This window comes from Zhihengliuella halotolerans, assembly GCF_004217565.1.
GTDB lineage: Bacteria > Actinomycetota > Actinomycetes > Actinomycetales > Micrococcaceae > Zhihengliuella > Zhihengliuella halotolerans.
In genome coordinates, this window is sequence record NZ_SHLA01000001.1 from 1338996 (window position 1) to 1358932 (window position 19937).

Consider the following 19937-nt stretch of genomic DNA (forward strand, 5'->3'; position numbering starts at 1 on the left):
GAACGACTATAACTCATTCCGGGCGGCCGCCGCCTCCACGAGCGGAAGCATGCGCGAGCCGATGGGCGTGTTCAGGACAACGGACGACGACGAGCGCACGACCGTGCCCGTGGCCAGCACGGCGTCGAGCACGCGCTGCAGATCGGCGTTCGACCGCGCGACGACGCACGCCAGGAGGTCGAACTCGCCGGAGACGGTATGCAGCTCGAGCACCTCAGGGATGCCGGCGAGCGCCGCGGCGACGCCGTCGTGTCCGACGTCCTGATGGATGGCGAGCGAGCAGTAGGCCCGCACGGGGTAGCCGACGCCCGCGGGGTCCAGCTGCGGCCCCCACCCGGTGATGGCGCCCGTGGATTGGAGCTTGTCGAGGCGGGCCTGGACGGTGGCGCGCGCGACGGAGAGCAGACGGGAGGCTTCGAGGACCGACATCTTCTGGTCGCCCGAGAAGAGGCCGACGATGCGCGCGTCGAGGGTGTCCATGAATCTCCTAGCAGTTTGTCTACGTTGTGGGCGGTTATGCTCGACAATCAGTGCAGTTTGCCTAGAGTATATGATGCACCTTGCCTAGCAGCCTGCGGGTGTCTACCGTCACATTCATGACTTCTTTGGCCTTCGAGCGCACTCCCTTGGCGGATGCCGAGCTGGTGCGCCTCTATTCCCAGATGACGCAGGTGAGGCACCTGGACACGTCGGCGATCGCATGGCAGCGCCAGGGCATCGTCCCCGGCTACGCGCCGATGCGCGGCCAGGAGGCGGCGCAGGTCGGCGCCGTTGCCGCGCTGGACATGTCCCGGGACTTCCTCTTCCCGACGTACCGCGAGATGGGGGCCGCACTGGCCGCCGGCGTGGACATGGGTGAGTACATGGCCACGCACAAGGCGACGTGGAATGGCGGCATGTACGACGCCCGCGCCACGCGGGTGACGCCGATCCAGACGGTGATCGGCGGTTCCGCGCTGCACGCGGTGGGCTGGGGGCACGGCCAGCGGCTGGACGCGCTGGCGGCCGACGCCGATGCACCACTCGACCTCCCGGTCGCGCTGGTCTTCCTGGGCGACGGGGCGACCTCGCAGGGCGACGTGCATGAGGCGATGAACTTCGCGGGCGTCTTCGAGACCCCCACAGTGTTCTTCGTGCAGAACAACGGGTGGGCCATCTCCGTGCCGACGGAGCGCCAGGTCTCCGGTGGTTCGGTGGCCGCACGCGGGGCCGGTTACGGCATCGCCGCCGTACGCGTGGACGGTAACGACATCGAGGAGGTCGTGCAGGCGACGCGGGCGGCCGTGGCGCACGCCCGTTCGGGTGCTGGCCCCGTCGTCGTCGAGGCGATGACCTACCGGCGCGGCCCGCACTCGACGTCGGACGACCCGGGGCGCTACCGCAGCCTCGAGGAGGAGCGCAACGACGGCGGCCCCGACCCGCTCGATGTAGCGCGCGAGCGGCTGCTGTCCCGCGGCGCGTTCTCGACTGCGGACGTGGCCGACGTGCAGTCCGCGGCGGAGGCGCTCGAGGAGCGCGTCCGGGCGGACGTGCAGGCCCAGGGCCCGCGACCGGGGGCCGAGATGTTCGAGTACGTGTATCAGGAGATGCCGGTGTCCCTGCGGGAGCAGGCCGCCGCGTGGCGAGAGGAATCCGACCATGTCTAATGCCGTTGCTGCACCACCTGCCCACGCGCCCGAGTCCGGTGCCGCGCGCACGGGCCGCACGAGCCTGTCGATGAATCAGGCCATCAACGCCGCGCTGCACGACGCGCTGGCCGCCGACCCGCGCGCCGTGGTGCTCGGCGAGGACGTGGGCGTCCTCGGCGGCGTCTTCCGCGTCACGGACGGGCTGCAGGCCGAGTTCGGCGCCGACCGCGTCTTCGACACCCCGCTCGCCGAGTCCGGCATCCTGGGTATGTCGGTCGGACTCGCGATGGCGGGCTACCACCCGATTCCCGAGGTCCAGTTCGACGGGTTCGTCTACCCCGCCATCAACCAGCTCGTCACCCAGATCGCCCGGATGAACTTCCGCACCCGCGGGGCGCTGCCGATGCCGATCACGCTGCGCATGCCCAGCTTCGGCGGCATCCAGTCCCCCGAGCTGCATTCGGAGTCGCTTGAGTGGCTGTTCGCGCACGTGGCCGGCCTCAAAGTCGTCTCACCCTCCAGCCCGCACCAGGCGTACCACCTGCTCCGTCACGCCGCATCCCGCCCGGACCCCGTGGTCTACATGGAGCCGAAGTCGCGGTACTGGCAGAAGGGCGAGGTCGACTTCGACGAGCCGGGGAACCTCGAGGGCGTGGACGTGGCCCGCGAGGGCCGGCACCTGACCCTCGTCGCGTGGGGCGCCATGGTCACCCGCTGCCTGCAGGCGGCGGAGGCCGCGGCCGAGGACGGGCTCGACGTCGAGGTCCTGGACCTGCGCTGGCTCTCCCCCATCGACGCGGACGGACTGGCGGCGTCGATCGCCAAGACGCGCCGCGCCGTCGTCGTGCACGAGGCCCCGAAGACCGCCGGCTTGGGCGCCGAGGTGGCCCAACTGATCACCGAGCGCTGCTTCGGCACGCTGAAGGCCCCCGTGGAGCGCGTGACGGGCTTCGACGTCCCGTTCCCCTCCGGGAGCCTGGAGAACGAATACATCCCGAACATCGACCGCATCCTCTATGGGATCCAGCGCGTATTGGAGTACCGCCGTGGCTGAACTGTCTTTCCCCCTGCCCGACCTCGGTGAGGGCCTCATCGAGGCCACGATTCTCGAGTGGCTCGTCGAGGTCGGCGAGCACGTCGAGCGAAACCAGCCGCTCGTCGAGGTCGAGACCACGAAGAGCTCGCTCGAGCTGCCGAGCCCGCAGACCGGCGTCGTGGTGCGCACGCACGGGGCGCCCGGTGAGACGATCGAGGTGGGCGAAACGCTCGTCGTGTTCGAGGTCCCCGACGACACCGCCGGGATCATCGGCACCGTCCCCAAGGACGAGAAGCCGAAGCGGCGGGTGCGCCTGAACGTGGACCTCGATGACTGAGGGAGGAACGATGACCAGAACGGACCTGATCCGCGTCGAGACGTTCGGTGAGGACGACGCCGGCGTGCCCGTGCTCCTGATCCACGGGTTCGCCTCGTCGATCCGCGCCAACTGGGAATCCACCGGGTGGCTCCGGCACCTGACGGAGGCCGGCCGGCGCGTCGTCGCCGTCGAGCTGCCCGGGCACGGCGACACCGCGGCCGCCGACGACTGGGCGCCGGCGGACCTGGTGGAGGCGATCGCCGCCGTCGTCGAGGCACACGGCGGCACCGCCGACGTGATCGGCTACTCGCTCGGCGCGCGTCTGGGCTGGGAGCTGGCCGGTCGGCACCCCGCGCTCGTGCGCCGCCTCGTGCTCGGCGGCGCCGCCGCCGTCGACCCGCTCGCGGACTTCGACACGGACGAGGCCCGGCGGGTGCTCGACCCTGCAGATCCGGCCGAGGCGATGGCCGACGCACTCTCCGACCAGCTCCTGGGCGCCGCCCGTGCCGGCGAGCAGGTGCTCGGCCGCGCCGACGGCTTGGCGACGGCCCTGGGATTCATCGCCGGCATCCAGCGCCAACGCTACGACCCGGCGAGCGCCGTGCCGACCACTCCCACGCTCGCCGTCGCCGGCGACCAGGACGAACTGGCCGCGACGAGCACCGAGCTGCTGCGACTGGTGCGCGAGGCGGGCGGACAGGCGGCGGACCTCGTCGTGCTGCCGGGGCGCACGCACGCCAACGCGGTGACGGCGCGCGGCTTCAAGCGGGCCGCGACGGAGTTCCTCGCCGCCGAGTAGGACCCCACGACCCTCCGGTGCCGCAGCGCGCCGGAGGGTCTTGACATTCCCGGTGACACGCACCACACTGATCGTATACGATTTCATACACGACACCGGGAGGGTCTGTGACCACCACACCTGAAGGCAACGGAGCCGTCGTCGACGCGGCGTTCTGCGAGCGCGTCGGCAAGGTCATCGCCGTCCACCTGGCCTACCGATCGCGGGCGGAGCAGCGCGGCCGGACACCCGCGTTCCCGTCCTACTTCATGAAGGCCACCTCCTCCTTGGCGACCTCCGGCGGCACGGTCGAGCGCCCCGCCGGAACCGAGCTGCTTGCGTTCGAGGGCGAGATCGCGCTCGTCATCGGCACCGCCGCGCGCCGCGTGAGCCCCGAGGCCGGCTGGAATCACGTCGGCTGGGTCACCGCGAGCAACGACCTCGGCCTCTACGACATCAAGCACGCCGACAAGGGCTCGAATGTGCGCTCGAAGTCGGGCGACGGGTTCACCCCGCTCGGCCCGGCTCTGCTGCCCGCCGCCGACGTCGACCCGCGCAACCTGCGCCTGCGCACGTGGGTCAACGGCGAGATCGCCCAGGACGCGACGACCGAAGATCTGATCTTCGACTTCGGCCTGATCGTCGCGGACCTCTCTCAGCAGATGACCCTGCACCCGGGGGATGTGATCCTCACCGGCACCCCCGCCGGTTCCTCCGTCGTCGTCCCCGGCGATGTGGTGGAGGTACAGGTCGACGACGTCGCCTCCTCCCGCTCGACGGGCCGCCTCGCCACGACCGTCACCGCGGGCGCCGAGGGATTCGCCGCGTTCGGCAACCCGACCAAGGTGACCGACGCAGACCGCATCGACGCGTTCGGCACGGCGGACGCCGCCGGCGTCGACGCCCCTCTCACGGGCGCCGCAGCGCTGACCGCGGCGGTCCGCGAGAAGCTGCTCTCCGTCGCCACGGCGACGATCTCCGGCGCTCTGCGCAAGCGGGGCCTGAACAACGTCGCCATCGAGGGCCTCAACGCCACCAAGGGCACTCGCAAGGTCATCGGCGTCGCGCGCACCCTGCGCTACGTGCCCAACCGCGAGGACCTCTTCAAGACGCACGGCGGCGGCTACAACGCGCAGAAGCGGGTCATGGATTCACTCGCCCCGGGCGAAATCCTGGTCATGGAGGCCCGCGGCGAGACCGGGTCAGCCACGCTCGGCGACATCCTCGCGCTGCGCAGCCAGGTCGCCGGAGCCGAGGCGATCATCACCGACGGCGGCGTACGCGACCTCTCCGCCGTCGCCGAACTCGACATCCCCCTCTTCCACAACGGCGCCCACCCGGCCGTGCTCGGCCGCAAACACGTGCCCTGGAGCGTCGACGAGACGATCGGCTGCGGCGGCACCACCGTGCAGCCCGGCGACATCATCGTCGCCGACGCCGACGGCATCCTCGTGATTCCGCCGGCGCTGGCCGCCGAAATCGCCGACGAGACCGTCGAGCAGGAGCGCCGCGACGCGTTTGTGTTCGCCCATGTGCAGAAGGGCAACAAGATCGACGGCCTCTTCCCGATGAACAAGCAGTGGCTCGAGAAGTACCACGCGTGGGTCGAAGCGGGAGCGGACCTTGGCACCCTCTAAGTCCGAGCGGGCCTACGAGCTGCTGCAGGAGAAGATCACCTCGGGCGCGTACTCCCCCGGCTACCGGCTCGTGCTCTCCTCCCTCGCGGCCGAGCTCGACTGCAGCGTCGTGCCCGTCCGCGAGGCGATCCGCCGGCTCGAGGCCGAGGGGCTCGTGACCTTCGAACGCAACATCGGCGCAACCGTCGCCCACGTGGACGCGACCCTGTACCTGCACACCATGCAGACCCTCGCCGTCCTCGAAGGCGCCGCGACGGCCTTGGCCGCCCCGCTGATCGGCGCCGACGCGCTCGCGCGGGCCCGAACCCTGAACCGTCAGATGCAGGCGTGCCTGGATAACTTCGACCCGCAGCGGTTCACGCGCCTGAACAACGACTTCCACGAACTGCTCTACGGCGCGTGCCCGAACCCGCACATCCTCGACCTCGTGCACCGCGGCTGGCGGCGAATGCGGGCCATGCGCCCGACGACGTTCACCACCGTCCCGCACCGCGCCCGGGACTCCGTCGCCGAACACGACGCGCTCCTGGACCTGCTCGACTCGGGTGCCGCCGCGAGTGCCGTCGAATCGGCGGCACGCGAGCACCGCACCAACACCCTGAACGCCTACCTCGCCGCGGCGGGCCTGCCGCCGTCGACCCTGACGGCGCCCATCACCGCCCGGCACTGACACCAAACCCTTCTTCAACGACGAGAGGACTCTCATGAGCCAGCACAACCTCCCCGAGAACCTGCCGGATCGCATCCGGCACTACATCGGTGGCCAGCACGTCGACTCCATCGACGGCGACACCTTCGACGTCCTGGACCCCGTCACCAACGAGCCCTACATCCAGGCCGCCTCCGGCAAGGTCGCAGACGTCGCCGCCGCCGTCGCCGCCGCCAAGGACGCCTTCGAGAACGGCCCCTGGCCGTCCCTGCTCCCGCGCGAGCGCTCCCGGGTGCTGCACCGCATCGCCGACATCGTCGAATCCCGCGGCCGCGATCTCGCCGAGCTGGAGTGCTTCGACACCGGCCTGCCGATCAAGCAGGCCCTCGGTCAGGCCCACCGCGCGGCGGAGAACTTCCGCTTCTTCGCGGACCTGATCGTCGCCCAGCACGACGACGCGTTCAAGGTCCCCGGCCGCCAGGCGAACTACGTCAACCGCAAGCCCATCGGCGTCGCAGGCCTCATCACCCCCTGGAACACCCCGTTCATGCTCGAGTCCTGGAAGCTGGGGCCCGCGCTCGCGACCGGCAACACCGTCGTGCTCAAGCCCGCGGAGTTCACGCCGCTCTCCGCCTCCCTGTGGCCGGAGATCTTCGAGGAGGCCGGCCTGCCAGCGGGCGTCTTCAACATCGTGCACGGCTACGGCGAGGAGGGCTACGCCGGCGACTCGCTCGTCAAGCACCCCGACGTGCCGCTGATCTCCTTCACGGGTGAGTCCCGCACCGGGCAGATCATCTTCGCCAACTCCGCCCCGTACCTCAAGGGCCTGTCGATGGAGCTCGGCGGCAAGTCGCCCGCCGTCGTCTTCGCGGACGCCGACCTCGACGCCGCGATCGACGCCACGATCTTCGGCGTCTTCTCCCTCAACGGCGAGCGCTGCACCGCCGGCTCGCGCATCCTCGTCGAACGCAGCATCTACAACGAGTTCGTCGATCGCTACTCCGCCCAAGCCGCCCGCGTGCGGGTCGGCCTGCCGAGCGACGAGGCGACCGAGGTCGGCGCTCTCGTGCACCCCGAGCACTTCGAGAAGGTCATGTCCTACATCGAGATCGGCAAGACCGAAGCCCGCCTGACCGCCGGCGGCCGCCGGCCGGAAGCCTTCCCGGAGGGCAACTTCGTCGAGCCCACGGTCTTCGCCGATGTCTCCCCCGATGCACGCATCTTCCAGGAGGAGATCTTCGGCCCCGTCGTCTCGATCACCCCGTTCGACACCGATGAGGAGGCGCTCGAGCTCGCCAACAACACCCGCTACGGGCTGGCCGCCTACATCTGGACCAACGATCTCAAGCGCTCACACAACTTCGCCCAGAACGTCGAGGCCGGCATGGTGTGGCTGAACTCCAACAACGTCCGCGACCTGCGCACGCCCTTCGGCGGCGTCAAGGCCTCGGGCCTCGGCCACGAGGGCGGTTACCGTTCGATCGACTTCTACACCGACCAGCAGGCCGTGCACATCAACCTCGGCGAGGTTCACAACCCCGTCTTCGGCAAGGCCTGACCCGCCCCCGCCCCACCCACCGAAACGACGGCGGCCCCCGCCGACGCGTGCCGCCGTCGTACTGAGAACCTCCCAGGAGAAGATCATGAGCGAAAACACCACCAACGAGATCCCCAAGCCGGAAGCGCCCGCCCCGGACATCCTGCGCTGCGCCTACATGGAGCTGGTCGTCACCGACCTGGCGGCCTCCCGCGACTTCTACGTCGACCTGCTGGGCCTGCACGTCACGCACGAGGACGACACGCAGATCTACCTGCGCTCCTTCGAGGAGTTCATCCACCACAACCTCGTCTTGACCAAGGGTCCGGTCGCCGCGGCGAAGGCGTTCGCCTACCGCGTGCGCACGCCCGAAGATGTGGACCGCGCCGAGGCCTACTACCAGGAGCTGGGCTGCCGCACCGAACGCCGCGCGGACGGGTTCGTGCGCGGCATCGGCGACTCCGTCCGCGTCGAGGACCCGCTCGGCTTCCCCTACGAGTTCTTCCACGAGGTCGAGCACGTTGAGCGCCTGCACATGCGCTACGACATCTACTCGGCCGGCGAGCTGGTGCGCCTGGACCATTTCAACCAGGTCACCCCGGATGTTCCGCGCGGCCGCAAGTACCTCGAGGACCTGGGATTCCGCGTCACCGAGGACATCAAGGACGAGGCCGGGACGACCTATGCGGCGTGGATGCACCGCAAGGGCACCGTGCACGACACCGCGCTCACGGGCGGCAACGGCCCGCGCATGCACCACGTGGCCTTCTCCACCCACGAGAAGCACAACATCATCCAGATCTGCGACAAGATGGGCGCGCTGCGCCTGTCCGACCGGATCGAGCGCGGCCCCGGCCGCCACGGCGTCTCCAACGCGTTCTACCTGTACATCCTCGATCCCGACGACCACCGCATCGAGATCTACACGCAGGACTACTACACGGGTGACCCCGACAACCCCGTCATCACGTGGGACGTGCACGACAACCAGCGCCGCGACTGGTGGGGCAACCCGGTGGTCCCGTCCTGGTACACGGAGGCGTCCCTGGTGCTGGATCTGGACGGCAACCCGCAGCAGGTCATCGAGCGCACCGATGACTCCGAGATGGCCGTGACCGTCGGCGCCGACGGCTTCTCCTACACCCGCGAGAAGGACGAGACCGGCACCTATCGAGGCGAGGCGTCGAAGGGCTTCAAGCTCGGCAACCAAGTCTGAGCCGGTAACGCTCACAAAGGGTGCGGCACCGCCGGCGCATCGAGTCGGCGGTGCCGCACCTTTGCGCCGGTCGTGCCCCGGACTCGTCAGGGCCCCACCCCGGGAGTTCTGCGCCTACGACGACGAGTGAACGTCCTCGACGTGGAGATTGCGCCCCTTGGTCTCCTTGACGAATGAGACGGCGATCAGCGAGATCAGCGCGATGCCCAGAACGTAGACACCGATCATCCACGAGTTCCCGGTCGCGCCGAGCACCGACTCTGCGATCAGCGGAGCGAACGCCCCGCCGAGAATCGCACCGAACGCGTAGCCGATCGAGACGCCCGAATACCGCACCTCCACCGGGAACATCTCGGCGTACAACGCCGACTGCGGACCGTAGGACAGGCCCAGCCCGACGGTCAGGAGGAACAGCGCGACGAAGTACAGGTAGATGTTGGCCGTGTCGATCAGGAACCACATTGGGATCGCCCAGAGGCCCAGGAGCCCGTACCCGATCTGGAAGGTCCGGATGCGGCCGATCCGGTCCGAGAGGATTCCCCCGTACATCGTGAAGGCCAGCCACCCGAACGAGGCCAACGTCGTTGCCAGCAGCACCGGGGGCCGGCTCATCCCCAGCTCACGGGTGGCGTACGTGGCGAAGTAGGCGATGAGCAGGTAGCCGGCCGCGTTGTTGGCGATGAAGATCAAAGCGCAGAGGGCGACCTCTTTGAAGTTGTTCCGGAACAGGATACCCAGCGGCGCCGACGACTCCCTCTTGCGCTGCTGCATCTCGAGGAAGATCGGGGACTCCTCCACGGCCCGGCGAATCAGGTAACCGACGACGATCAGGACAATCGAGAACAGGAACGGCAGCCGCCAGCCCCACTCGACGAAGGCCTCCTCGCCGATCACCGTGGTGAGCACCCACATCGTGCCCGTGGCCAGGATCATGCCGCAGGGCACGCCGATCTGCGGGTACGCGCCGAAGAAGCCGCGCTTCTCGACCGGCGCGTGCTCGACCGACATGAGGGCGGCCCCGCCCCATTCGCCGCCGGCGGAGAATCCCTGCAGGACGCGCAGGAAGATCAGCATCAAGGTCGCGCCGATGCCGATCTGCGCGTGGGTCGGAAGCACGCCGATCAGCGTCGTGGCCAAACCCATCAGGATCAGGGTCGTGACGAGAATCTTCTTGCGCCCGAGTTTGTCTCCGAGGTGGCCGGCGACGATGGCGCCGAGCGGACGGAAGAGGAAGGAGATGCCGAGCGACGCCCACGCCGCGAGCTGAGCCCCCGTAGGCCCCAGCGGGGCGAAGAACAGTGGAGCCAGAACGAGGCCTGCCGCTTGCGCGTAGATGAAGAAGTCGTACCACTCGATGGTGGTGCCAACGAGAGTGCCCGCCAGTACCCGCCTCTCCTCCCGCGGATTCGATTCGTGATGCACTGCGCTTCCAGTAGGCATGGGAACTCCGTTGTTCGATCCACCGACCGGACGGAGCATTTCGCTTTACCGAACGATCGTACAGTTATTTGGTGTGAGCGATATTACACGAGCATTCGCCGCCCGTCATCAGGCCGTCAACGCGCCGGGCGCGGCCCCTCGAGTTCCCGCAGGACCTAGCCGGAACGCAGGAGGCCGGGCACACTGGTGGCATGAACGAGGGCACCGGACGGCCACCCTACGCGGACCGCGACGCGGCCGCGGAGGCGCTCGCCGGCGCCCTCCACGACCTCGCTGACGACCCGCAGGCGATCGTCCTGGGCCTCGCCCGCGGCGGCGTGCCCGTCGCCGCCGGAATCGCCCACCGACTCGGCTTGGAATGGGATGCGCTCGTGGTGCGCAAGCTCGGGGTGCCCGGGCAGCCGGAGGTCGCCTTCGGCGCGCTCGCCGCGCACGGCCGGCAGCGGGCTGCCTTCCGTTCCGAGGCGATCAGATCGGGCGCCGCGCGGTGCGCACCCCGGCGCGCCCTGCGCGAGGTCGAGCAGGCGGAACGTGCCGAGCTCGAACGCCGCCACCGCGACTACCTCGCCGGGCGCGTGCCCGACGTCGCCGGGCGCACGGTCGTTGTCGCCGACGACGGCCTCGCGACCGGCGCTACCCTGCGCGCCGCGCTCGACGTGCTCGCCCGGTCCGCACCGGCGCGGCTCGTCGCGGCACTGCCCGTCGGCCCGCCGTCGACGTGCGCGGAACTCGAAGCCGCGGTTGACCGCCTCGTCTGCCCGCACCGGCCTGCGAACTTCGGAGCCGTCGGCGCCGCCTACGAGCACTTCGACCAGGTCTCCGACGCGTGGGTGCACGACCTGCTCGACGGTCCCGGCGGGCCCGGGTTCACGAACGGCTGAGGGTGCCGAGGCGCTCGCCGTCGGCGTCGAAGGCGATCAGATCATCCCCGTCTACCTCCAGCGAGGCCAGATCCCCCATCCATTCGGTGTAGTCCTCGCACCACATCTTCGTGCTGAACACGCCCGGCGTCTGCACGCGCCCGTCCTCGACTTTCCACGACCCGCCCATCCGGTTGCACCCGTCCGAGCCGGTGAGCGTGCCGTCGGCGTCGAAGCGCAGCCAGGGCGAGGCCCCGTCGTCGTCACCCCATTGGCCGAGGATCCGCTCCTCGAGAGGCGCTCCCGCGCCGCCGGGGGCGCACGCGGCCAGCGAAGCGGAGGCTGCGAGCGCGAGAACGAGGCAGAGGGCGCGGTACGGGTGGGAGCTCATACGGCCAGCATGCCGCATCCGGCGGCGCTTGTCCCGACTCGTTCACAATCGGAACGCGGCGTTCGGTCAGCGAGCACGGATGCTAGGCTCACGACCGTGACGAGCAACACGAGGAGCGAGCGTGCCAACTGAATCCGCCGAGGAGCCTGCGCCAAAGGATTCGGGCGCCAAACCGGCGTCGCAGACCCTCTCGCGCGGCATCCGTATGCTCGAGGTCCTGGCCGAGTCGCCGGGGCCGTTGACGATCGCCGAACTTTCGGCGCAACTGGGCGTACACCGCTCGATCGCCTACCGCATCCTGCGCACGCTCGAATCCCACCTGCTCGTCATGCGCGACGCGAGCGGACGCGTGCAGCTGGCCCCCGGGCTCGTCGCCCTCGCCCGCGGCGTGCAGCAGGACCTCCAATCCGCTGCCCTGCCCGAGCTGGCGGAGGTAGCGAACGAGCACGGCGCGAGCGCCTTCATCGCGGTCTGGGACCAGCGCGACTGCTTCACCCTGGTCACCGTGGAACCTCGGCACGGTACAGCCGCGGTCATCCAACGGCCCGGTTCCCGCCACGCCTTCAACCTAGGCGCGCCCGGCATCGCCATCCAGTCCGCACTGACCCCCGAGGCCTGGGTGGAGCGCATGCCGGAGGAACCCTACCGGGCGGCGGCGGCTGAAGCGCGCAGCCTCGGCTACGCCGTCAGCCGCGACGAGGTGATCCCGGGCGTCTCGGCCGTGGCCGCGCCCATCCGGGTACCGAACCAGCTGCCCGCCGCGGTCGCGATGGTGTACCCGACCGCGACGCCTCCGGCGGCGACGGCCGATCTCGGCGAGCGGATGGTGCGTGCTGCGCGCGCTATCGAGCGCGCCCTCGGCGCCGCACCAGGGCGCTGACGACCGAAGCAGCGAACAGCACGACGGCGGCGACGGCCACCGTGCCGAACGCCGCGGAGCTGCCCCCGGCGTCGGCGACGGTGCCGGCAGCGGCGTTGCCGGCGGAGACGCCGACGACCACGCCGCTGGCCAGCAGCGTCATCACGGTCCCGAGCCGCCCGCGCGGGGACGCTTCGCTGCCGATCGTGTACACCGTCACCAGCACGGGGCCGATCGGCAGACCGATGATGAAGACCACCGCGATCATCCACGGCACGGAGTCGACGGCGTGCAGCAGCAACACCGCGGGGACCACCAGCAGGGCGCACACGAACCAGCGCTTGGACTGCCCCCAGACGCTCGGCCAGGCGGAGACCGACAGTGCGGTTGCGCCCGACGCGAGGCCCATGGCCGCGTAGAAGAGACCGCCGGCGCTGGCCTGGCCGGCCTCCCCGGCGAACGCCACAGAGCTCGCCGAGATCGTCCCGAAGAGCCCGCCCATGCCGATCATTCCGGCGACGGCGGCGCCCACGCCCGCGATACGCAGCGGCGTCCACGCGCCCTGGCGCGACTGGCCGCTCGTGCGCGCCCGGACCATGAGGTGCGCGCGTTCGGCTGCCCGCTCCGTCCAGTGGAGTGCGAAGAGCGGGACCATCACGGCGGTCAGGACCGCGGCGATGATCAAGGGCAGCCAGGGAGCGAAGAGCGAAGCGAAGAGGCCGACGAGCGCCGGCCCGAGGACGAAAGTGAGCTCGTCCACCATCGACTCGAGACTCAGCGCCGATTCCAATTCGCGGCGCCCGCGGGGCCGCACGGAGGTGAGGTTCTGCCAGCGCACACGGGACATCGACCCGACCTGGGGGCACGTCAGCCCGGCGAGGAAGGTCGTGACGAGTAGAACGCCGGTCGCGGGATCGGCACCGAGAACCAGCCAGACGACGGCGACGATGAGGATCGCGTGGGCGATGGCCACGGGCACGAGCACGGCCCGCTGGGAAGTGCGATCAATCAGGTACCCGGACAGCGGGCCGCCGATTGCCTGCCCGATGCCGGTCGCGGCGGCGGCCAGGCCGCCGGCGGCATACGAGCCCGTCGCCGCCGCGACGAGTGTCAGGGCGCCGATGGAAAGGAACGCGAGCGGGAGGCGGGCGACGAAGGCCAGCGGGAGGTAGGCCCGGCCGGTCAGGCCGGCCAACGAGGAGAACGGAACGCGGCCCTGAGGCTTCGGCGCGGCGGGTTCCGGGATGGGTGGTTCGACGGGCGCGGACGCGCCGGTGACGGGGTGCGACAAAGTGACTCATGTCCTTCGCGACATGCGCACCGTCCCAGCCATCCCGGTACGCCCAACCCTGTACCGGATAAAGTTTACCTGGTTTTTCCGGCGTGTCGAGGATAGCTGGGCTATACGCCGCAGGAGTCGAGTTCGAGCGTGGTCGTCGATCCCTCCCGGGTCTTGTGCACGACGAGCTGGGCGGCGATCTGCTCCTTGAGCTCCTGCACGTGGCTCACGAGGCCGACGACGCGGCCGCTCGTGCGCAAGCCGTCGAGGGCGGACATGACCTTTTCCAGGGTTGCGGGATCGAGACTGCCGAAGCCCTCGTCAACGAAGAGCGTCTCCATGTCGATGCCGCCCGATTCGGCCTGGACGACGTCGGCGAGCCCGAGGGCCAGAGCGAGGGAGGCCATGAAGGACTCGCCGCCGGAGAGCGACCCCGGTTCGCGCTCGGCACCGGTCCACTCGTCACGGACCTTGATGCCGAGCCCGCCTTTGCCCCGACCGGAGGCGGCGTCGTCGTGCGCGAGCGCGAAGCGCCCCGCCGTCATCTCGACCAGGCGTTCGTTCGCGGCGGCCGCGACGGCTTCCAGCCTCGCGGCCAGGACGTACGTGCTCAGCGGCATCTTGAACGTGTTCTCCCCGGCTCCTGCCGCCAGATCGGCGAGGCCTTTGACCAGCTCGTACTCGGCCAGCAGCGGGCCCTGGCGCTCGTTGAGGGCGCGCAGACGGTCGCGCTGGCCCTCGAAACGCCGCGCGTAGCCGTCCAGGCTGCCCTGCCGGGCGACGACGTCGGTCACCGTCTGCTCCGCCTCCTCGGCCCGACGACGGGCGGCCGCGGCCTCGTCCTCTGCGGGCACGGCGTGACCGTCTGTCCGATCCCAGCGCGCGCGGACGAGCTGCTCGCTCTCGGCGAGGGTCGCCAGCCGGATCGCCGCCGCGTCGAAGGCCTCGACGCGGGCGCTGAGTTCGCCCCGGCGGCCTTCAGCCAGCCTTCCCGCCCGGGCCTCCTCTACCGTCTCGAATCCGTTCTCGGCCAGCGACGCGTCGAGCTCGCTGCCGGCGCGGGCATCGTCGCGCTCGGCCTCGCCGACGCGCGAGAGGGCTTGCTCCCAGATCGCAGCCGCGTGGACGACGCGGCTGAGCTGTTCGACGCGTGCGGCGAGTGTGGCCGCGGGCGCGGCGGCCTCTTCGATGACGCGTGCGTCTCCGGCGATGCGCTCGTTGAGTTCGAGGCGCCTCGACGCGAGCGCCGACTGCTCCTCGCGTGCCCGGCCGATCTCTGCGGTCAGGGCCTCTCGCTCGGTCATGAGCTGTTCGATGCGCTGTTCAGCTGCCTGCAGCGCCTCCGCGGCCGTGCCGGCGGCCTCCGCGCGCGTCTTCGCCGCATCCAACGCGGCCGCCACGTCCGCCGCGCTCGCCTCATGCGCGAGGGCCGCGAGCCGCTGCATGCGCGCTTCGGCATCGCTTTTGGCCCGCGCAGCCTCTTCCGCCCGGTGCTGCCGTTCCTGGACGCGGCCCTCGGCGGCCGCGATCTGCTCGTCGGTCACCGCATCGGCGCCGGAGGCGGTGGCCGGATCGGGGTGGTCGGGCGATCCGCACACGGCGCACGCCTCGCCCGCGACGAGTTCGGCGGCGAGTGCCGCGGCGGAGTTCGCCAGACGGGCGGCCACGAGGCCGGCGTGCTCTGTTCTCGCGGCGGCGTGTTCTCGCTCGGCCCGTGTCCAGGCGCCGACGGCAGCATCGTGCTCGGCACGGAACCCGTCCCGCGCTGTCACGGCCTCGACCGCGCGTCGGGCCTCGTCGACGGCGGCCGTGCGCTGCGCGCGTTCGGCGGCGGTGGGCGCGTGCTCGGCCATCTCCGCGCGCGCCCGCGCTTCCTCGACATCGAGCGCCTCGACCCGCTGGCCGGCCTGCAACAGGTTCGCCGCAATGGATTCGGTCTCGTCCTCCGTGGCCTTGAGTCGCTCGCGCCGATCCGCGAGTTCCCGCTCCCGTGGCAGCAACGATTCGGCGACGGTGAGCGCCTTGGTCGCCCGCGCAAGGAACGACTTCTCGAGGGGCCCGTCGTCCGCACCGGCCGCCGCGAGGAGGTCGGCGGCGTCCTCCAGCGATTCCGCCTTCCCGCGCGCCTCCGCGTGCCCGCGCCGGCACGCCGCGAGATGCTCCGCCGCCGTGTCCCGGCGCGCCGCGGCGGCGGTGACGCGGGCGGCCCGGGCATCCGCGTCCAGCATCGTCCGGGCATCGTCGACGGCAGCGCGCCGCCCGTCGTGTTCCGCCTGTGCCCGCTCGGCGTCGTCGAGGGCGGCTGCGTCGCTGCGCCGCCGCTCGATGATCTCGGCGGCTGAGATCAGCCGGCGGTACTCCTCCTGGGCGGAGGCGAGGGCCAGGTTCAGGCCCGCCCGCGCTTCTGCGAGGCGCCCGGCGACGAGGCTGATCAGCTGCTCGTCACCGGCGGGCTCGGCTTCTTCTCCCGGCCCCTCGCCGTCGGCGCCACCTCCTGCGGGCGACTCAGCAGGCGTCAGCGCCCCGAGGTGGGTCGTCGCGTCGTCGGCGAGATCACTGAACAGGTGCTCGTGTTCGAGCTCCGCCTCGCGGGCCGCCGCGGCCAGGCGGCGACGGCGCTCGGCGAGGTGCGACTCGACCCCGCGGTAGTCGGAGACGTCGAAGAGGCTCTCGAGCAGGGCCTGACGTTCCTTGTCGGGGGCGCGCAGGAACGCCGCGAACTCCCCCTGCGGCAGCATCGCGACCCGGGTGAACTGCGCCCGACCCATGCCGAGAATGTCGGCGATCTCGGCGCCGACCTCATCATTGCGCGTGGACTTGACCACCCACTGGCCGTCGACAAGCTCGCGCAGTCGGCTCTGCGCCTTCTCCTGAGTCGTGCCGGTGCCGCGGCGCTTCGGCCGATCCCACGCGGGCGAACGGGTGACCTCGAACCGGCGTTCCCGCACGCAGAACTCGCAGACTGCCTCGGGCACCGTCTCCTCGTCGGCGTGGGCGCTGCGGATGGTCCGCACCCCCTCGCGTGCCCCGGGAAGGGTGCCGTAGAGCGCGAAGCAGATCCCGTCGAGCACACTCGTCTTGCCAGCACCGGTCTCGCCGTTGAGCAGGAAGAGTCCCGCCGCCGACAAGGCGTCGAAATCGATGGTCTCGGTGCCCTTGAACGGCCCGAAAGCCTGCAGCCGCAGTCGGTGGATCCTCATGCGTCACCCTTGCCCTCGTGTACGGCCGCGAACGCGGACTCCATGACGGCACGCTCGTCGTCCGCCAGCCCGCGCCTGCGCACGTGGTCGACGAAGTCCCCCGTCACCTGGATCGGGCTCTGCGCCCTGCGGAGACGCTCCGCGTAGGAGGCGTCCTGCTCCTGCCGGTCCCGCGGCTCGAAACGGAGCACGAGCAGGTGGGGGAAACGGCCGCGGATGCGCTCGAGAGCCCGAGCGGGACGCTCCGCGTCAGTCAACGTCACCTGGCAGTAGGCGCTCTCCGCGGCGGCATGGGACGCGTCCGACAGCAGGTCCTCGAGGTCCCCGCGCAGCGTCGCGAGAGAGCGTTCTGGAGTCCAGTCCCTCGCCTCGACGCCGAGAATCCCCTCCGCGCCCGTCTCGATGAGCCACGCACCCTTGCGGTGCTGCGCCTCGGAGAAGGAGTAGGCGACGGGCGAGCCAGAGTAGCGCACGTTCTCGGCGAGGCGCTGCCGTCCGTGCAGGTGCCCGAGCGCCGCGTAGTCGAAGTCCTCGAAGTAGGAGACCGGCACCTTGTCGACGCCGCCGATGCTCAGGTCCCGTTCGCTCTCGCTCGGTTCGGCGCCCGCCGCGAAGACGTGGGCCATCACGACGGCGAGCACCGGCTCCGCGGCCTCCGCCCGCCGCCGTGCCAGGTCCGCGCGGAGCCGCTCGAGGACGGCGCGCACGACCGCCGGGTGCCCGGGCTCTTCGACGCCCAGCTCGTCGCGCACCATGCGCGGTTCCAGGTACGGGACCGGGTAGACCGCCACGTGGTGATCGCCGCCGTCGAACACGACCGGGTCCGCCGCCGCCGCGACCGCCGTGCGGACGTGCACCCCGGAGACTTCCATGAGCCGCGCGCCGAAACCCAGCCGAATCGCCGAGTCGTGGTTGCCGCTCGTAACGACCACCTGTGCGCCGGCGGCACGGATCCGCACCAGCGCCTCATCGAAAAGGCTCACCACGTCCACACCGGGCATCGCACGGTCGTAGACGTCGCCGGAGACCAGCACGAGGTCGATCCCGTCCCCCTCGACGCACGCGATGAGCTCGTCGAGGAACCTTCGCTGGGCGGATTCGAGCCCGGCGCCGTGGAACGACCGGCCCAGGTGCCAGTCCGAGGTGTGCAGGATCTTCATGACTTCAGCCTATGCCGCACCGCTTCCGGAATAGGTCAGCGCGACGCTCTCCCGGTGCCGGCATACGTAGAATGGTGCGGTGACTTCCTCCGTTTCCCCCAGCCTCGATCCCGACCAGTTCATGGACCGAGCAACGGCGCTGCTGGCCGCACCCGCCGTCGTCGGACCCGCGGACGGGCTCGATCCGCACGCCTTGCTCCCCCTGTACCTCGCGGACGGGCTGCTCGAGGCGGTCGAGTGGGCCAACGACGGCGTCGGTAGCGACGAGGCCGCCTGCATGTGGCTCGCCGCGCTGCGCTGGCACCGCACGGTGACCGGGGCCTTCCCGCCCGGTGCCCCCGAACCGCTCACCCGGATGATCGACGACGAGCTGGCCGCTCTGCGTCCGACGGCCGACGGCGCGGACCCCGCCCTCCTGACCGTGATCTCGCGCGTCGACATGGGCACGCCGCAGCGCCCCCAGCACGACGACGGCGCCGCCGGCTGGGCGTTGTTGTGCGCCACCGTGCCGGGCCTGCTCCCGCACGTCACGCCCGGTACCCGGCGCAAACTCGCGGTCGACGCCGCGGCACTCGTGGCCCCGCGGAGCGCGTTCGACGCGGCCGCCGTCCTCGGCCCGGCCGTGTTCGAGATGCTTGCGGCCCCCGACCCGCTCGGGGCGCTGCGCGAGCTCGGCGAGCAAGCCCCCGAGGACGGGACGGGCGCCCGGCTCCGCACGGCCGTGTCGGCGGCTGCGGGGCACTCCTCGGCCGCGGACGCGGCCAGCTCGCACACCGCCGGGGACGAACGGATGCTGGCGGCCGCGCTGTGCGGTGCCGTTCACGGAACCGCAGCGCTCGGCGACGGCTGGGAGCGGCGGCCGGGCGCCGCCGTCGTACTCGCGGCCGCGGAGCGCTGGCGCCGCCTCGTGTTCGCGGCCTGAGCGCACGACCCTGGCCTCAGACGGTTGCGGGCCAGGCGCCGCCGACCATCTGCAGGAACTCGCCCTCGGCGACGACTTCGATGCGCTGGCCGTTCTCGCGCTTCTTGAGCACGTCGCGGGCCTTGGACGTCAGCCGGCCGGAGGTGAGGTCGCTCGCGACGAAGCCGTCGCCGACGACGAGCACCGTGGTCTTGCGGGTCACGCGGCTCGCGGTGGACGCGCCCGCGTCGGCCGCCCGGTTCTTCGCGTCCTGCCGGCTGATGCCGAGGTTGCCGGTGAAGACGACGTTCTCGCCGAAGAGCGGGTGCGACGGGTCGGCGTCGGGGTTCGGCGCCGGGTTACTGCCCTCCTGCGGCCAGACGGCCCACTCGGGCTGCTTGGGCACCATCGCGCCGCTGGCCTTCCAGTTCTGCGCGTCTTGGGTGGCGCGGGAGAGCGGGTCCCCGATGCGGTACGGTGCCGCCGCGCTGAAGCCGGCGCCGAGGCGCACCTCCAGCTCCTCCGGCCGTTCCACACCGTGGATCCGGCCGATGTCGATCATGACCCCGGCGCACGCTCGCGCGTCCTCAAGGGCATCGTGGTGGTTCCGCAGCGGCGTGCCCGCCGCCTCGGCGACGAACGGCAGCGAGTAGGAGGCCAGGTTGTAGCTGCGGCGCGAGAGGATCACGGTGCAGGCGTGCCGGTACCCGGGCGCGTCCAGCCCCGAGACCTCGAGGGCCGAGCGGATCACGCCGAGGTCGAACGCGGCGTTGTGCGCAACCACGAGATCCCCGCCGATCATCGCGTTCATCTCCGCGAAGATCTCCCCGAACCGGGGCGCCGCGGCGACCATCTCGGGCGTGACGCCGTGGATCTGGACGTTGCGCGGATCGAAATGATCGAAGCCCTCTGGCGGCCGCATCATCCAGAGCCGCTCGTCGACGATCTCGCCGGCGCGCACCTTGATCACCCCGACACTGCACGGCGATCCGCGGAAGCCGTTGGCCGTTTCGAAGTCAATGGCGGTGAAGTCGTAACTCATCGTGC

General features: G+C 70.8%; 18 protein-coding genes. 11 read left to right on the forward strand and 7 right to left on the reverse strand.

Annotation, left to right across the window (positions count from 1 at the left end; genetic code table 11):
* Nucleotides 1-6: 6 nt before the first annotated feature.
* On the reverse strand, nt 7-480 hold the full coding sequence (locus tag EV380_RS05965; RefSeq protein WP_102160813.1) for an Lrp/AsnC family transcriptional regulator: 474 nt from the start codon (nt 478-480) through the stop codon (nt 7-9).
* Nucleotides 481-596: 116 nt separating this feature from the next.
* Here EV380_RS05965 and EV380_RS05970 point away from each other — a divergent pair, with 116 nt between their 5' ends.
* The 8 genes from EV380_RS05970 (at nt 597) to hpaD (ending at nt 8800) form a co-directional block, all read left to right on the forward strand.
* Nucleotides 597-1646 carry a thiamine pyrophosphate-dependent enzyme gene (locus EV380_RS05970; RefSeq protein ID WP_130450022.1) on the forward strand — a complete coding sequence of 350 codons (1050 nt, stop codon included), beginning with the start codon at nt 597-599 and terminating at the stop codon, nt 1644-1646.
* The gene (locus EV380_RS05975; RefSeq protein ID WP_102160814.1) at nt 1639-2682 is read left to right on the forward strand and encodes an alpha-ketoacid dehydrogenase subunit beta; all 1044 of its coding nucleotides are present in this window, start codon (nt 1639-1641) and stop codon (nt 2680-2682) included. The genes EV380_RS05970 and EV380_RS05975 overlap by 8 nt, the downstream gene beginning before the upstream one ends.
* Entirely contained in the window at nt 2675-3001 is a 327-nt protein-coding gene (locus tag EV380_RS05980) for a biotin/lipoyl-containing protein (RefSeq protein ID WP_130450024.1), read from the forward strand. The genes EV380_RS05975 and EV380_RS05980 overlap by 8 nt, the downstream gene beginning before the upstream one ends.
* 10 nt (nt 3002-3011) lie before the next feature.
* Complete coding sequence (locus EV380_RS05985; protein ID WP_165391894.1) at nt 3012-3782, forward strand: alpha/beta fold hydrolase; 771 nt, start codon at nt 3012-3014, stop codon at nt 3780-3782.
* Between the two features lie 107 nt (nt 3783-3889).
* Nucleotides 3890-5398: a fumarylacetoacetate hydrolase family protein gene (locus EV380_RS05990; RefSeq protein WP_130450028.1), complete on the forward strand. Its 1509-nt coding sequence runs from the start codon at nt 3890-3892 to the stop codon at nt 5396-5398.
* Nucleotides 5385-6068, forward strand: a complete 684-nt coding sequence (locus EV380_RS05995; protein ID WP_130450030.1) for a GntR family transcriptional regulator — start codon at nt 5385-5387, stop codon at nt 6066-6068. The genes EV380_RS05990 and EV380_RS05995 overlap by 14 nt, the downstream gene beginning before the upstream one ends.
* Before the next feature lie 34 nt (nt 6069-6102).
* Nucleotides 6103-7605, forward strand: coding sequence for a 5-carboxymethyl-2-hydroxymuconate semialdehyde dehydrogenase (hpaE, locus tag EV380_RS06000; protein ID WP_130450032.1), 1503 nt, complete (start codon nt 6103-6105; stop codon nt 7603-7605).
* 85 nt (nt 7606-7690) lie between these two features.
* Nucleotides 7691-8800 (forward strand): 3,4-dihydroxyphenylacetate 2,3-dioxygenase, encoded by a 1110-nt coding sequence (hpaD, locus tag EV380_RS06005; protein WP_130450034.1) that lies wholly within the window; start codon nt 7691-7693, stop codon nt 8798-8800.
* Between the two features lie 114 nt (nt 8801-8914).
* On the opposite strand, the gene EV380_RS06010 is transcribed toward hpaD, so the two are convergent.
* Nucleotides 8915-10240, reverse strand: coding sequence for an MFS transporter (locus EV380_RS06010; RefSeq protein WP_130450036.1), 1326 nt, complete (start codon nt 10238-10240; stop codon nt 8915-8917).
* Between the two features lie 191 nt (nt 10241-10431).
* On the opposite strand from EV380_RS06010, the gene EV380_RS06015 reads away from it, so the two are divergent.
* Complete coding sequence (locus tag EV380_RS06015) at nt 10432-11121, forward strand: phosphoribosyltransferase (protein ID WP_130450038.1); 690 nt, start codon at nt 10432-10434, stop codon at nt 11119-11121.
* Here EV380_RS06015 and EV380_RS06020 read toward each other — a convergent pair.
* Nucleotides 11108-11491 carry an META domain-containing protein gene (locus EV380_RS06020; protein ID WP_165391895.1) on the reverse strand — a complete coding sequence of 128 codons (384 nt, stop codon included), beginning with the start codon at nt 11489-11491 and terminating at the stop codon, nt 11108-11110. The two genes, EV380_RS06015 and EV380_RS06020, sit on opposite strands and share 14 nt — an antisense overlap.
* A 121-nt stretch (nt 11492-11612) precedes the next feature.
* Here EV380_RS06020 and EV380_RS06025 point away from each other — a divergent pair, with 121 nt between their 5' ends.
* Nucleotides 11613-12371: an IclR family transcriptional regulator gene (locus EV380_RS06025; RefSeq protein ID WP_278030539.1), complete on the forward strand. Its 759-nt coding sequence runs from the start codon at nt 11613-11615 to the stop codon at nt 12369-12371.
* Here EV380_RS06025 and EV380_RS06030 read toward each other — a convergent pair.
* The 3 genes from EV380_RS06030 to EV380_RS06040 form a co-directional block, all read right to left on the reverse strand.
* Entirely contained in the window at nt 12334-13641 is a 1308-nt protein-coding gene (locus tag EV380_RS06030; RefSeq protein ID WP_242607521.1) for an MFS transporter, read from the reverse strand. The two genes, EV380_RS06025 and EV380_RS06030, sit on opposite strands and share 38 nt — an antisense overlap.
* A gap of 110 nt (nt 13642-13751) precedes the next feature.
* Nucleotides 13752-16829 carry an AAA family ATPase gene (locus tag EV380_RS06035; RefSeq protein WP_130450042.1) on the reverse strand — a complete coding sequence of 1026 codons (3078 nt, stop codon included), beginning with the start codon at nt 16827-16829 and terminating at the stop codon, nt 13752-13754.
* On the reverse strand, nt 16826-17989 hold the full coding sequence (locus tag EV380_RS06040; protein ID WP_130450044.1) for an exonuclease SbcCD subunit D: 1164 nt from the start codon (nt 17987-17989) through the stop codon (nt 16826-16828). The genes EV380_RS06035 and EV380_RS06040 overlap by 4 nt, the downstream gene beginning before the upstream one ends.
* Nucleotides 17990-18068: 79 nt before the next feature.
* Between EV380_RS06040 and EV380_RS06045 the strand changes: the two genes are divergently transcribed.
* On the forward strand, nt 18069-18911 hold the full coding sequence (locus EV380_RS06045; protein ID WP_130450046.1) for a hypothetical protein: 843 nt from the start codon (nt 18069-18071) through the stop codon (nt 18909-18911).
* A gap of 16 nt (nt 18912-18927) precedes the next feature.
* On the opposite strand, the gene EV380_RS06050 is transcribed toward EV380_RS06045, so the two are convergent.
* Nucleotides 18928-19932 (reverse strand): 3'-5' exonuclease, encoded by a 1005-nt coding sequence (locus tag EV380_RS06050; RefSeq protein ID WP_102160842.1) that lies wholly within the window; start codon nt 19930-19932, stop codon nt 18928-18930.
* Nucleotides 19933-19937: the final 5 nt, after the last annotated feature.

Bases quoted from the DNA above. Each gene is read 5' to 3' on its own strand.
- EV380_RS05965 (WP_102160813.1), bottom strand. From the start codon at position 480: ATGGACACCCTCGACGCGCGCATCGTCGGCCTCTTCTCGGGCGACCAG.
- EV380_RS05970 (WP_130450022.1), top strand. From the start codon at position 597: ATGACTTCTTTGGCCTTCGAGCGCACTCCCTTGGCGGATGCCGAGCTG.
- EV380_RS05975 (WP_102160814.1), top strand. From the start codon at position 1,639: ATGTCTAATGCCGTTGCTGCACCACCTGCCCACGCGCCCGAGTCCGGT.
- EV380_RS05985 (WP_165391894.1), top strand. From the start codon at position 3,012: ATGACCAGAACGGACCTGATCCGCGTCGAGACGTTCGGTGAGGACGAC.
- hpaE (WP_130450032.1), top strand. From the start codon at position 6,103: ATGAGCCAGCACAACCTCCCCGAGAACCTGCCGGATCGCATCCGGCAC.
- hpaD (WP_130450034.1), top strand. From the start codon at position 7,691: ATGAGCGAAAACACCACCAACGAGATCCCCAAGCCGGAAGCGCCCGCC.
- EV380_RS06010 (WP_130450036.1), bottom strand. From the start codon at position 10,240: ATGCCTACTGGAAGCGCAGTGCATCACGAATCGAATCCGCGGGAGGAG.
- EV380_RS06015 (WP_130450038.1), top strand. From the start codon at position 10,432: ATGAACGAGGGCACCGGACGGCCACCCTACGCGGACCGCGACGCGGCC.
- EV380_RS06020 (WP_165391895.1), bottom strand. From the start codon at position 11,491: ATGAGCTCCCACCCGTACCGCGCCCTCTGCCTCGTTCTCGCGCTCGCA.
- EV380_RS06035 (WP_130450042.1), bottom strand. From the start codon at position 16,829: ATGAGGATCCACCGACTGCGGCTGCAGGCTTTCGGGCCGTTCAAGGGC.
- EV380_RS06040 (WP_130450044.1), bottom strand. From the start codon at position 17,989: ATGAAGATCCTGCACACCTCGGACTGGCACCTGGGCCGGTCGTTCCAC.
- EV380_RS06050 (WP_102160842.1), bottom strand. From the start codon at position 19,932: ATGAGTTACGACTTCACCGCCATTGACTTCGAAACGGCCAACGGCTTC.